The organism is Ruminococcus sp. Marseille-P6503 (assembly GCF_900604945.1).
Taxonomy (GTDB): Bacteria; Bacillota; Clostridia; order Oscillospirales; family Ruminococcaceae; genus FB2012.
In genome coordinates, this window is record NZ_UWPB01000001.1 from 1,237,039 (window position 1) to 1,249,823 (window position 12,785).

12 protein-coding genes are annotated in these 12,785 nt (G+C 39.9%); 3 read left to right on the forward strand and 9 right to left on the reverse strand.

Annotation, left to right across the window (positions count from 1 at the left end):
- Positions 1–45: 45 nt before the first annotated feature.
- Entirely contained in the window at positions 46–948 is a 903-nt protein-coding gene (locus EIH25_RS05735) for an SDR family oxidoreductase (protein ID WP_124099444.1), read from the reverse strand.
- A 142-nt stretch (positions 949–1,090) separates the two neighbouring features.
- On the opposite strand from EIH25_RS05735, the gene EIH25_RS05740 reads away from it, so the two are divergent.
- The gene (locus tag EIH25_RS05740) at positions 1,091–1,330 is read left to right on the forward strand and encodes a hypothetical protein (protein WP_124099457.1); all 240 of its coding nucleotides are present in this window, start codon (positions 1,091–1,093) and stop codon (positions 1,328–1,330) included.
- Positions 1,331–1,384: 54 nt separating this feature from the next.
- On the opposite strand, the gene EIH25_RS05745 is transcribed toward EIH25_RS05740, so the two are convergent.
- Positions 1,385–2,020, reverse strand: coding sequence for a PD-(D/E)XK nuclease family transposase (locus EIH25_RS05745; RefSeq protein ID WP_124099459.1), 636 nt, complete (start codon positions 2,018–2,020; stop codon positions 1,385–1,387).
- Here EIH25_RS05745 and EIH25_RS05750 point away from each other — a divergent pair.
- Together EIH25_RS05750 and EIH25_RS05755 are read left to right on the forward strand one after the other, a co-directional pair.
- A complete protein-coding gene (locus EIH25_RS05750; protein ID WP_124099461.1) occupies positions 1,904–2,188 on the forward strand; it encodes a transposase in 285 nt (94 codons plus the stop codon). The genes EIH25_RS05745 and EIH25_RS05750 overlap by 117 nt on opposite strands.
- A complete protein-coding gene (locus tag EIH25_RS05755) occupies positions 2,188–3,042 on the forward strand; it encodes an IS3 family transposase (RefSeq protein WP_243113100.1) in 855 nt (284 codons plus the stop codon). The genes EIH25_RS05750 and EIH25_RS05755 overlap by 1 nt, the downstream gene beginning before the upstream one ends.
- 254 nt (positions 3,043–3,296) lie before the next feature.
- Here EIH25_RS05755 and EIH25_RS05760 read toward each other — a convergent pair whose 3' ends face one another.
- From EIH25_RS05760 to EIH25_RS05790, 7 genes are all read right to left on the reverse strand, one after another.
- A complete protein-coding gene (locus EIH25_RS05760) occupies positions 3,297–5,732 on the reverse strand; it encodes an FIVAR domain-containing protein (RefSeq protein ID WP_124099465.1) in 2,436 nt (811 codons plus the stop codon).
- 77 nt (positions 5,733–5,809) lie between these two features.
- Positions 5,810–8,053 carry a glycoside hydrolase family 5 protein gene (locus EIH25_RS05765; protein ID WP_124099467.1) on the reverse strand — a complete coding sequence of 748 codons (2,244 nt, stop codon included), beginning with the start codon at positions 8,051–8,053 and terminating at the stop codon, positions 5,810–5,812.
- A gap of 234 nt (positions 8,054–8,287) precedes the next feature.
- The gene (locus tag EIH25_RS05770) at positions 8,288–9,229 is read right to left on the reverse strand and encodes a site-specific integrase (RefSeq protein WP_124099469.1); all 942 of its coding nucleotides are present in this window, start codon (positions 9,227–9,229) and stop codon (positions 8,288–8,290) included.
- Between the two features lie 316 nt (positions 9,230–9,545).
- Positions 9,546–11,165 carry a recombinase family protein gene (locus EIH25_RS05775; RefSeq protein WP_243113090.1) on the reverse strand — a complete coding sequence of 540 codons (1,620 nt, stop codon included), beginning with the start codon at positions 11,163–11,165 and terminating at the stop codon, positions 9,546–9,548.
- Positions 11,101–12,060 (reverse strand): recombinase family protein, encoded by a 960-nt coding sequence (locus tag EIH25_RS05780; protein WP_164489167.1) that lies wholly within the window; start codon positions 12,058–12,060, stop codon positions 11,101–11,103. Before EIH25_RS05780 ends, EIH25_RS05775 begins: the two co-directional genes overlap by 65 nt.
- A 104-nt stretch (positions 12,061–12,164) precedes the next feature.
- A complete protein-coding gene (locus EIH25_RS05785; protein ID WP_124099473.1) occupies positions 12,165–12,473 on the reverse strand; it encodes a type II toxin-antitoxin system RelE/ParE family toxin in 309 nt (102 codons plus the stop codon).
- Entirely contained in the window at positions 12,473–12,748 is a 276-nt protein-coding gene (locus EIH25_RS05790) for a type II toxin-antitoxin system Phd/YefM family antitoxin (protein ID WP_243113091.1), read from the reverse strand. The genes EIH25_RS05785 and EIH25_RS05790 overlap by 1 nt, the downstream gene beginning before the upstream one ends.
- Between the last annotated feature and the right edge of the window lie 37 nt (positions 12,749–12,785).

Below are 12,785 nucleotides of genomic sequence, written 5' to 3' on the forward strand. Positions count from 1 at the left end.
GTCGTCAAATCCTAACATAATTATTCTTTCTGATTTTATAACGGCTCATGATCCTACTATTGTTCCTCCGTTTGGATGAAGCACCTGACCAGTCATGTAGCTTGAATCGTCAGAAGCAAGAAATACATAGCATGGCGAAACCTCACAGGGCTGACCAGCTCTCATCATAGGTACCTTTGATGTTTTAGCGCCGAAGGTCTTTACTTCTTCAGCTGAAAACGATGCAGGTATCAGCGGTGTCCAAATAGGACCGGGAGCAACCGCGTTGACTCTTATTCCTTTTTCTGCAAGCGACTGTGAGAGCGATCTTGTCAAAGATACTATCGCGCCTTTAGTCGAGCTGTAATCAATTAGATCCTTATTACCTTGGTATGCAGTTACAGACGCAGTATTTATTATGCAGCATCCCTTTCTCATGTAAGGCAGAGCGTATTGTATAAGATAAAAGAATGAAAATACATTATTTCTGAAAGTCAATTCAAGCTGTTCATGAGAAATATCAAGAATACTTCTCTGAACAAACTGAACTGCATGATTATTAACCAGAATATCAAGCTTGCCAAAACAGTCTACTGTTTTTTCTACGCATTGTTTGGCAAATTGGGGATTCTTTAAATCTCCTTGTATAAGTAGGCACTTTCCTCCAAGCTGTTTTATTCTTTCGGCTGTTTCCTTTGCGTCTTGTTCCTCGTCATAGTAAACAATCGCGGCGTTTGCTCCTTCTTTTACAAAATCATACGCAACAGCTCTTCCTATGCCGCTGTCTCCTCCGGTAATCAAAGCGGTTTTATTTTCAAGCTTGCGGCAGCTTTTACCGCATTCAGAAATTGGTCTGGGTTTCATTAAGTATTCCAGTCCGGGCTGCTTATTCTGGCGCTGCGGCGGAAAAGAAATCGGAATTTCTCTGCAATCGGTCATGTAACCATAGTTATTGTTATTTTTCATCATAAATACCTCCTTGATATTATTTTATACAGTTACCTGTTAAAATGTAACGAGGTTTTGAGTTGTTAACGTATATTTTCATTTCATATCTACGTTAATTGGGTATATCTATTCCGTAAAAAGTAATACTAATTACGGTGATAATATGGTAAGAAAGGTTTATGTTGAGGTAACGGCAAAGTTTGATACAGAGGGAAACATAACTCCGCTTTCCGTAACATGGGAGGACGGTACGGTTTATGAGATCGACAGAATTCTTGACAAACGCAGGGCGGCAAGTCTTAAAGCGGGAGGTATCGGAATGAGGTATACCTGCCGCATTTCAGGTCAGCGGTCCTATTTGTATTATGAGGAGCCAAGATGGTTTGTTGAGGGGAAAAGGTAATTTGGATAAAATTAAGGATACAGCGTTTATTTTAGCTGTATCCTTTTGTTTCTGTTATTTATTAAGAGCGGCTTTTATCATATCGTCCGACAAGCCAAGCTCTTTTAACCTTGCTGCGATATTGGCTCTTTCTTCTTCTTTACCTTTTTCTATACCAATTCTTTCGCCTTTTTCTATGCCGATTCTTTCGCCTTTTTCTATGCCGATTCTTTCGCCTTTTTCCATACCTATCTGCTCGCCCTCACGCCTTGCATGACCTAACGCGCTGGCTTCATCGTGCAGCGCCTTTTCTCTTAATCTCGCAAGCTCCTGTATCTTTTCATCCTCGCTCATCTGGTGTATTACCATTACCGCTTTCTGTATCTCCGGCACATTTGTCTGTCTCAGCATTTCCAGTTCCTCCTCGCTCTCCGCGTTTATCAGTTGGAGCCACAGCTCCATGCGGTTATTCTTATTTATTTTCTTGTTTATCTTTTTAAGCTCAAAAAAGTGTATCGCGCACTTTGGTGCTATACTAAAAAAGTGGACAGCAAAATACGAAAGAGGTATAATAATAAAAAAGGAGAGAATCACATGGAAAACACCAAGTATACAGAGGAATTCAAGCAAAGCATAGTAAGCTTGTATGAATCCGGAAAAAGCAGCGCGCAGATATGCAAAGAATACGGAATGAGCAGTTCCACGTTGCATAAATGGATCAAAAAATATACAAAAGTCCAGGTTTCAGAAACTGAAACCATGACCATGGCTGAAATCAAAAAAATGCAAAAGAAATTAGCCTTGCTTGAGGAGGAAAATATCATATTAAAAAAAGCGATGGCTATCTTCTCAAGGGAATCCGGGAAAGAGTCGAACTGATTACCCGGCTTTCAAAGGAGCATTCCATCAAACTTCTGTGCAAAGTTTTGAAGGTAGCCAGAAGCACATATTACAGCATTTTAAATCATAAAGCGTCCGGCCGTGAAATAGAAAACAATACTCTTAAGTCAAAAATATTCAAAATTTACTGTGATAATCGAAAAGTATATGGATGCATAAAAATCACCCGTATATTGCGAGACAACGGTTATCCGAAATTAAGTGTAAACCGTGTTTCAAGACTTATGAAACAGCTCGGTATCAGATCTGTAACTATCAGAAAATTCAAGAATTACCGAAATAAGCAAAATGAACATTCTGAACTTAAAAATCTGGTGAATCAGAATTTTTCCGCTCAAAAGCCAAATCAGATATGGCTTTCAGATATTACGTATATCCACACCGTAAAGCATGGCTGGACTTACCTTGCGAGCGTTCTGGATGTTTGTACAAGAAAAATCGTCGGTTACAGTTATGGAAGAAAAATGGATCGTTCTCTTGTTATTTCCGCGCTTACAAAAGCATGGCAAAATCAGAACTATCCGAATAATGTTATTCTTCACAGCGATCGCGGAAGCCAGTATACTTCTTCTGAATATATTGCGGCCGCCGAGAGGATGGGCTTCAGGCTTTCATACAGTAAAAAAGGCTGTCCTTTTGATAACGCTCCCATGGAATCTTTTCATTCTGTTTTGAAGAAGGAAGAAGTCTACCTGAAACACTATTCTTCTTTCGACGAGGCTAAAATCAGACTTTTTGATTATATTAATGGCTTTTATAATCGTAATCGCGTTCACTCGTCTATTAATTACTTGTCGCCCGTTCAATTTGAAAAATCTTTACTTCAATCTTAATCCTTTTCGCCTTTTTCTGTCCAGATTATTGACTATGGTTCAGCCTCCGTTACGTCTGTTTTCCGTCCTTTTTCTAACTTCATTATATCATACTATGCCAATCATTGCAAGCTTTATAAAAGTAAATTTTACTTCGGTCCCAGTGGAGCCGAAGTTAATAAAACAAGGGCACAGATAACTGTACCCTTGTTTTTGCTTTCAGCGCTAAAGTCAAGTCGGAAGCATTGAAATAAACCATGAAGATGTAAAGGAGGTTACTTCTTTCTTGAGGCGATAACGCCGATTGCTGACAACAGAATTATTCCCGCTGCCGCAGCCGAAGCTGCTCCGGTGTTGGGGTTTGACGTTCCGCCGGCTCCTGAGTTATTGGCATTTTCTGTTATCCCCGCCTTACTGTCGGAGCCGGCGGAATCCGTCTTTGACGTGATGTCGTTTGACGAATCGTCGGTTTTGCTTGACGAATCATCGGTCTTTGAGCTTGATTCATCGTCTGTTTTTGATGACGAATCTGCGTCTGTATCGGACGAGCTTTCGGAATCTGGCGTTGATTCTGAATCAGGAGTTGATTCTGATGAAGGCTCTGACGAGGAAACGTCCGTCTTTTCAACCAGACCCGCAACAGCCGTTTCAAGCGCTGTTTTAGCGGCTTCGATATCTGCCTTTTCAGAATCCTCCGGCAATTCCTTTGCCGCTGTCAAAGCTGTTGTCAGTTCCGCATAGCTGTCCTCGGTGTAATCAGAAGCTTCAATTTTTTCAGCTTCCGCTATTGCCGCTTTCAGTTCGTCAAGCGCGATAGTTCTGTCGGTTACGGTTTTCAGCGCTGTGCCCATATCGTCTATAAGCTCTATTTTTGTTACCGCGAATACATAATCGGCAGCCGATTCCCATGAATATGTGCTTGCAAATATTTTTATGCTGTCGCCGGATTTTATTGCGGAGGTTAAAGGAAGATCGACTGTACAGCCTTCAGCTCCGTTAGTGTATGAATTGTCCGTTCCGGTGAATTTCATATAATCCTCTGCTCCGTTTATTGCCGCCTTAACTTCTATTGTACAATAAGGATTGAACGAAACATCTTCGGCACAATCAAAGGTTATTCTTATTTTCGTCGCTCCCGCTGTATTTTCATCAGCGGTAAAGTCCGCCGCTGTTACCTCTTTTCCGCCTGTATATATTTTTGCGAACGGATCTCCGGCTTCTTCCTTTGTATCTGTTTTTGTCGTAAGTCCGTCAATCGCTTTTTGAAGCGCCTCGCTTTCAGCATTATATTCAGACCTGAGCTTATCTGCCGAAGCAGTTTCCTTTGCTGATAAAATAGCTGTCTGCAAAGCTTCCCAGCTTGCTGAGGAATAATTGCTGTTTTCTATTTTTTCAGCAGAAGCTATCAGACTTTCGAGAGCCGCTTTCTGTTCGCTTGCGTCGTTTTTTACAAGAAGATTTCTGAAATCATTCATTTCCTTTGTCATCTGGTCTATTTCTTCCTGTGTCGCAAATATGGTATTTCCTTTTCCCTGAAGCATATTATTAGCTCTTGTATACAAAGCGTTTGCACTTGATAAGCTTGAAGCCGTATAATCGTCTGCGGAAAGCTCAGCATACCAGCTTTCGTAATTCGTTACCGCTTTCAGAAGATTACCCTTTACGGTCTGAGGAATTTCCTTAACGTCATTCCGAGCCGTTATCAGGGCTTCAACTTCGTTGTTGACTTCTTCCTGCGTCGCCTTATCATTATTATACAGAGCTTTGGCGTTTTCAAGTTCCTTTTCAAGCAGGGATATATTTACATATTTTGTTTTATCAATTCCCGACAGAAAGCTTTCTATCTCGGATATTTTGGCTGCCAAAGCTGTTTTATCTGTTTTTTTCACAACGTTAGTCAGCGCTGTTAATAAATCAAGAAGCGCATTATTTACATCGTCCTGTGTTGCAGATTCATTGTTATATACTGTTTTTGCTTCTTCAAGCTCTGTTTCCAGAGCTTCTACATTATTGTACTGTGATTTATCTATTTCTGCCAAGAATGCTTCTGCCTCTTCAATTTTACTTTCAAGCGCTGTTTTATTTACACCGGAATCCTCTTCCCCTAAAGACGGATCAATCATAATAACCCCGGGCCATTTTAATGATTCCATTGTAGATTTTACATTATCATTCTTTACATATGCTGTCGCTGTTGAGGGAACATTTTTGAATAACGAACTCTTAACAGTAATTGACGGCTCACTAATTGAATTAGCGTATATATATAATTGTTCTAATCCGGTACAATTATTAAATCCATACGAATCAAATTTTAGATCATCTCCGGTATATTCAATTACTGCGCATTTTAATGTTACTGTTTCTCTGCAAATATATTTAGGTATAGCCTTATATCCTTTCGGTATAATCAGCTTTTCTATCGAAAATGTTTGACTACTGGTTGTTCTGAATAACGATTGTCCTATAACGAGCGTTTCATTATCGGCTTTGTAAGTAATACCGTCAATTACTATTTCGCTTGGTAATGTTACATCTGTAACGGTATTATCGAAAGTCGCTATTGTTGCTACTCCATTTTCAACCGTATAAGTAAAATTACCAGAGTAATCTGTACTTTCCGCTATTGCAGAAAATCCAATAGAATTAACTCCGATCAGTCCCACAAGCAAAACGCCTAATGCACGTTTTAGAGCTTTTAGTTTTTTCATATTTACCCTCCCATATCACAAAAACGGCACTTGTTATTAATATAACAAATGCCGTTTTAAATTATTTTATCCTTAAGCTATCCTAAAATAGCGTTTAATAATACTTGTCCCGTTGCCGTTATAGTATTATTAGTTCTATCAAATAAAGCGAAACCATATTGTCCGGTATATCCGTTATCCCAATAAGCAGTAACTATATTATATGATTTAGCTATTAAATTTAAGTTTCCAATATAATAAGCTCTATAATCATCATTACCCTTATAAATAGCTCCGTATTCTCCAAGAACAACAGGCATATTCAGTCCGTTTGCAAATGTAGAAATTTTCTGCAGCTGACCTTCCATATAATCTGTGTCAAAATCCCATTCGTCTGTACCCTGTTCATTCAGAGTAAAGTTGTATGGATCATAATAATGAACGGAAAGCATAAGCTTGTTTTCGGTTGTATCATCAGGTTTTTTGAACTGACCGCTTACAGTCGCGTCAATATTTGTATTGTAACCCGGTATAAGCAGACATCTGTCTGAATTTCCGTCAACGCCTCTTACCGCCGTTACAAAAGCCTGATTAAGCGTGTTGATATTTGCATAAGCAGATGAAGAAGCCGTATTTTCCTGTCCGTGTATCATAACTTCGTTCATGCTCTCAAATATCAAATGCTGATCGTAATCTGCAAAAGTTCCGGCAATCTCAGTCCATACGTCAGAGAACTTTGTTTTAACAGCTTCAAATTCAGTTCCGGTTTTACCTATGTCTATCCACTTGCTCTGAACTCCGTCGCTTCCGTCATGATGAATGTTAACGATTACAAAAAGTCCCGCGTCAAGAGCTGCGTCCACTACCTGTTTTACTCTTGCCATATATTCTGAATCGATAGTGTACGTTCCATCGGAAGTCTGAACAATCTTGTCCATGTAAGACACAGGGATTCTTACTGTTCCAAAGCCACTTGCCTTAACAAGATCAAACAGTTCCTTGATTACAGGTACTTTATTATTCCACAGGGTTTCACCGACTGTACCGTTAGTAGCGCAGTCAAGCGCATTACCTAAGTTCCACGCCTTGCCCATCATCGGAACTAACTGAGAAGCAGTTTTATTCATAATGATTTCAGGCACCTGTGAACGATTGTCATAAATTCTTACCTTTGTCACTGTGCAGCCGTCAAAGCATACGTTAAATGATGTAAGCTGTCTGCTTATATCAAAATTATACACCTTTTCGCCTGTTTCCGTAACCGGAACGTAATCTCCCGCAATTTTAGCGCCTCCGCTGTACAGCTCAGCCTGCATATAGCTTCCGTCTGCCGGAATTGACGTATAATTTGCCGTCACCTCAACTGTTGGATTCAGATAACCGTCCAATGTGAAATTAAACACATAAATGTTATCAGGTCCCGCATAAAGCCAGACATTCGGATCGCTGCTTGTCATAATTGATTCAGTACCCTTTGTCCAATTGCCTGTGATGACAATATCATCAGGTACTTTATCATAAATTTCTATTTTCGTTACCGTACAAGCGTCGAAGCAAGCGAACAGCGAATGACGGGTATCGTCAACTTTAAACGAGTAAGTTACTGTCTTGTTCGCTTCAACCGCCTTATATGTATCGGAATCTACAGGCGTCCATGTTTCCGTCGAAGTATTATAGTTATCAACGTAATACAAAGCGGCTTCCTTGTAGCCCTCAGCCTGTGCATTGTAGGTTACTGTAACGTCTACTGTCGGATTGGTAAATCCATAGGTCGAGAATCCCGACATATATATGTTATATTCATTGGCGTCAACCTTTATATCGGTATCTCCTGTTACAGTCATAGCCGAAGCTGTTCCCTTTGTCCATTCTCCGGTTATTTCAGCTTCTTTTCCTTGCTTGTCATTTAGCCTGACATAATTTAGTTTTACTGATCCTTCTCCGAAATTGTCCGTTATAAGATTAAAGCCGTAAGCGTCTTTTCCTGTATTAAGCGTTGATTCTATTTGTTCAATACCGACAATGCTCGTATAATCCACGCCTAATTCCGGGTTGCTTTGTCCTACAGAAGTAGTAGTCCAGCCTCCCCATTCCGTATCAAATGCTATCAGACCGAATGTTGCGGACGGTGTTTCCGGTATGGAAAGATACTCGTAGCCAAGCTCTATTGAGCCGTAGCCTTCGTAATTTTCCTTTAGAAACGTACTGATCGTTGTGCCCTGATTATACGTTCCGTTAATATTCATGTCCTTTTCTGCTGACACGCTTACCGACGCATTAAAAGCCATTGTTACAGTCAGCGCCGCAGCAGAAAACATTGAAAACAGTCTCTTTTTTAACATTCCCTGCTCCTTTCACTATTAAGGCATTTTCTTATATAATAATTTCCGGAAATTTATTATCTTTTATCTTTAAAATTTTTCTTTAGCGCCCTTTTTACAATATTCTATTGTCAAGCTTCAAACAGCTAAATAAAATTAACATTCTATTTTCCCCTATCAAATAATTATTTGATATAATAAGAAATACCATACACTAAATCGTTTTACGAAAAACCTTAACAGGCGTATGCTGCGCTAACACGCCAGCCGATTGACGTATTTGCGTTTTAATTTTTCCGAGGAATGGACATAAGTATTGAGTGTAATTTTGACGTCGCTGTGACCGAGCAGCTCGCTTAAAGTCTTAATATCAAACTGTTTTTCCACGCACATTGTAGCGTAGGTATGGCGCAGAGCATGGAATGATATATCGGATATTTTACATACCGCAAGAATTTTCTTGAATTTATGCTGTAATGTTCTTGGCTCGGTTGGTTTTTCCCTGCCGGAAAGAATAAAAATATCAGGCTTCTGCCTGAACTTTTTCAGCATTTCAATAATAAATAACGGGATGTAAACTACCCTGACAGAGCTGTCCGTTTTAGGCGTATCAATGGAGATAACGGTTTTTCCGTTGCCAAGCGATATTCTCTGAACGGTTTTGCTGACTGTAAGACAGCCCCGTCTGAAATCTATGTCCTTCCATTGCAGACCGCATAATTCACCGATTCTTAAACCTGTATACAAACACAGCAATATGCTGACGTTGCATAAGCATATATTATCAATAAGGTACTTTTCAAGCCTTTTACGTTCCCTGTCCGAAAGCGTTTTTGCTTCGGGCTTTTTTATTTTCGGAACGGTTATTCCGTCGCAGATATTTTTAAGACCGTATTCAAGCTGAGCGTATTTTGCGATCGCTCTTAACGCCTTGATAATATCTCTTGTCATACTGACGGAAAGTCCGCCTTTTCCGTCCTTTCTGCCGCTGTTCATTAAGGACGAAATATATTCATTGATATGCTGCTTGTCAAGAGCAGTATATTTTTTGTCCCCGATATCAGCAAAAATATGGTCGTTCAAAAGCCTTTTATAGTTATAATATGTAGACGGTTTAACGGTCATCTTTTTATTTTCAAGCCATTGTTCCCCAAGGAATCTTATTGTCATATTTTTCTTTCCTGAAAGCCTGAACATAGTTATTAATTCTCCTTTTCCCCTTTGTCGAATTGTAGGTTTTTACACCATATACAAAAACCGACATTTAATTAGTGCATTTTGCGCAAGAATTTCGTGCCTATTTTTGGTATATTGGAAATCAAAAATATTAAATTAATATGTTATACTGTAAACAGTTAAATAAAATCAATAAAAACCATAAAACGATTTATTTTACGACATCTTTCGACGGGTATCTTTTCGGATATCCGTTTTTTATTGAATTAGTTTTAACTATGTTTTAATTATATATCAACAAATTAGGCTTTTCAAGAGGAAAATTATTTCGATATTCTTATTTCATCTCTGCCTGAACCTCGATCCCGCCCTTGAAAATTATGAGCAGCTCCGTCTTGCTTATAACCTTAATGCATTCTACAAGCTTCCGGATTATGACGTTATCAAAAAATTCAAGCTTCAGACTTTCATTCTTTATCATATCCATAGCCGAATCGATTTTTTCCTGCGTATCGGCTGATAAACGCATTTTTTCTTTTAAGTCCTCTTTCTGTTCCTTAAGACTTTGTTCTTCCTGATAAAGCTTTGCAAATTCGCCGTCCAGCTTATCCTCGTCGCAGCCGCCGGAAGCTATAAGCCCGATTAGATCGTTTCTCGACCGATCGATTTCCTTTAAGCGGTTTTCTATCGATATTATCTCATCCTGCCCCTGATATTCCAAGACGCTGCCGATATTGGCTTTAAGTATTTCTGCTATCTCATCCCGGCAGCTGAAATACTCGTTTACCGCATTCAGAATAGCTTTTTCCAGAACTGTTTCCTTTAAAGTAGGCGAGTTAGTACAGTATCTTTTTCCGTGTTCAAGTCGGCTTATGCACCGCCATACAGCGTATCTGTTACCGTTTGAGTTCCATATCTGCCGTCTGTACGGAGTTCCGCAGCTTCCGCAGATGAGAAGCTCGGAAAGCGCATATTTGCTTGAATACTTGCCTTGTTCCGTGATTGTTTTATCCGAAATCTTCCGTTTGGAATTACGTCTTGCAAGCTCCTGCTGAACACGGTTAAAGGTATCTCTGTCTACGATTGGGGAGTGGTGGTCGGTCACAAGGTACATGGGCCTCTCTCCGTTATTTTTCATTACCTTGTGAGTGATACAGTCAACGGTAAAGGTTTTTTGCATTAAAGCGTCGCCAGCATATTTTTCATTTCTGAGTATCGACCTTACTATCTCCCTGTGCCATTCCGTATTTCCGTGAGCTGTTTTTCTTCCCGAAAGCGTCAGCTTATTGGCAATATCGGTCATGCTGAAGCCGTCAAGGAAGAGATCGTATATAACTCTCACCGTTTCAGCTTCATCGGGAACTATCTCCGGCTTTCCGTCAGCTCCTTTTTTATACCCCAGCAGATGCTTGTACTGAAACGGAACTTTACCGTTACGGTAAGCTTTTTCTTTACCCCAGCTAACGTTTTTACTTATTGATTCCGATTCCGCCTGAGCGAAGCTGCCGTACAGAGCTATCATAAATTCCGAAGTCATGGTCAGAGTATTTATGTTTTCCTTTTCAAATATTACTCCGATTCCAAGGTCTTTCAGCTGTCTGACATATTCAAGGCAGTCAACTGTATTTCGGGCGAATCTTGATATTGATTTGGTGATCACCAGATCAATTTTTTTATTTCTGCACATACGGATCATGCGGTTGAACTCCGTTCTTTTCTTTGTCTGAGTACCGCTGATCCCTTCGTCGGCAAAAATTCCGGCCAGAGTCCATTCTTTTTTTCTGTTAATCAAATCGGCGTAGTATGCGATCTGCACCTGATAGCTGTTCTGCTGTTCCTCCTGTTCTGTGCTGACACGGCAGTATGCGGCAACACGAAGTTGATGATATTTATCACGATTTTCCGCTGTCTGTATTTTGGCAGGAATTATCGTTACATTCGGCGCTGTGTTCATCATTTTCCCTCCTTATTGAAGCAGAATTGTTCTTTTCAGTAGTATTTTTAATTTTTACTCCGTTGATCAGTTCGACCTCTACGGTACAATAACGGCTTATCCAAACCCGTGAAACACACGCCTTGAATAAGCCGATATCCAATGTATTCAGTTGATTATGATTTTCAAGTAAGGATACGAGTTCCGCTGTTTTCTGCGGTTTATCGCTGTATGTACAGCGCTCGTATTTCATTTCAGCCAGTCTGAATATCTCCGCCTTGACTTTTTCAAAATCCACCTGTGGAGAATCTGTCATCCGGCTGATCTCATTCTGCTGACGTAGAATGCTTGAAGTCGGTTTATACGTGCAAATTTCATCTTTTGTGTCAAGCAGATTCGGATTTGCGATTACTGAATTCATTGCAGTCAGAACCGCTCCGATTATCATCTGATCCGTCAGCCGATATTCAAATTTAAAGCAGCCTTGGTTTGAGCAGTTCCAGTATTCGCGTCCCTTGCCGTTAGTTTTTCTGAAAAGCTTTCCTCCGCATTCGGCGCAGTATGCAATCCTTCTGATTTCCTTTAAATCATCACATATCAGATTAAGTGCAGCGGCTTTCCGTACCCGTTTTTCATTTGCCTGTTTAAAAATATTTTCGTCAATTATCCGCGGATATTTATCGTTACCTAAATACTTCTCGTTTTCAATTATGCGCTTGACCATGTTTTTGTTCCATTTTTCAGAATCGGCGGTATATCTGATTTTCTCGGATTCCATCAGCTTTGCTATTTGAAGCAAGCTGCCGCCTTTCAGATATTCGCTGAAAATTTCTCCAACCGCGTAAACTTCCCTTGGTTCGGCGGTTATTTCTCCGTTTCTCATACAGTAACCAAACGGGATAACTCTGTTTTTGGGCATTGATTTCACTCCTTTCAACCAATAAGGATACCACAAGGCTTTGCGGAAATCCAGTACCAATATCAACAAAAATGCCTTACGATTTTTTATCATAAGGCATTTCGTTATAATAGGTTTTCATAATCTCTTCCGGTGTAAACAACCCTTGCTATTGTTATGCGTTTTTTATCCTCGTCGACCCAATAAAACATGATATAATTCTGAACTATGAGCTTGCGGTATTCATGCCTCAGCGGTTTTACAGGAATATGCACCGGACACTTATACGGCATATCCGTCAGCTTTTCAGCAGCTTCAATCATTTTCTCAGCCAGTCTTTCAGCAGCTTCGGGATTTTCAAGCTTTACGCCGATATATTTTGCAATGTCAACCATATCACTTTTGGCTATCGGTAAATACTCGATCGTATACATTATTCTTTTCTCGCCGCCGCTTTCATTGCGTTTAAAACATCCTTTGAAGAAAAGCGCTCGCCGGTTTCCTCCGCTTCTCTTTCAGCTTCGGTAAGCTTGAAATATACGTCGCTTTCAAAATGCATTTTCTCAAACGCTTCCATACTCATAACTACCATATCGCCGTAACCGTTTTTGGTAAGGAAAACAGGCTGTGCGGTTTCGTGAACGGTCTTTGAAATATCGGCAAAATTGTTTCTTAAATCCGAAACAGGTCTGATCATATTCATATCCATAATCATCGCCTCCTGAATATATTTTATCACAATTACG

Coding starts and splice junctions, on each gene's coding strand:
- EIH25_RS05735 (WP_124099444.1), bottom strand. CDS start 948: ATGATGAAAAATAACAATAACTATGGTTACATGACCGATTGCAGAGAA.
- EIH25_RS05740 (WP_124099457.1), top strand. CDS start 1,091: ATGGTAAGAAAGGTTTATGTTGAGGTAACGGCAAAGTTTGATACAGAG.
- EIH25_RS05750 (WP_124099461.1), top strand. CDS start 1,904: ATGGAAAACACCAAGTATACAGAGGAATTCAAGCAAAGCATAGTAAGC.
- EIH25_RS05745 (WP_124099459.1), bottom strand. CDS start 2,020: ATGCAACGTGGAACTGCTCATTCCGTATTCTTTGCATATCTGCGCGCT.
- EIH25_RS05760 (WP_124099465.1), bottom strand. CDS start 5,732: ATGAAAAAACTAAAAGCTCTAAAACGTGCATTAGGCGTTTTGCTTGTG.
- EIH25_RS05765 (WP_124099467.1), bottom strand. CDS start 8,053: ATGTTAAAAAAGAGACTGTTTTCAATGTTTTCTGCTGCGGCGCTGACT.
- EIH25_RS05770 (WP_124099469.1), bottom strand. CDS start 9,229: ATGTTCAGGCTTTCAGGAAAGAAAAATATGACAATAAGATTCCTTGGG.
- EIH25_RS05775 (WP_243113090.1), bottom strand. CDS start 11,165: ATGATGAACACAGCGCCGAATGTAACGATAATTCCTGCCAAAATACAG.
- EIH25_RS05780 (WP_164489167.1), bottom strand. CDS start 12,060: ATGCCCAAAAACAGAGTTATCCCGTTTGGTTACTGTATGAGAAACGGA.
- EIH25_RS05785 (WP_124099473.1), bottom strand. CDS start 12,473: ATGTATACGATCGAGTATTTACCGATAGCCAAAAGTGATATGGTTGAC.
- EIH25_RS05790 (WP_243113091.1), bottom strand. CDS start 12,748: ATGGATATGAATATGATCAGACCTGTTTCGGATTTAAGAAACAATTTT.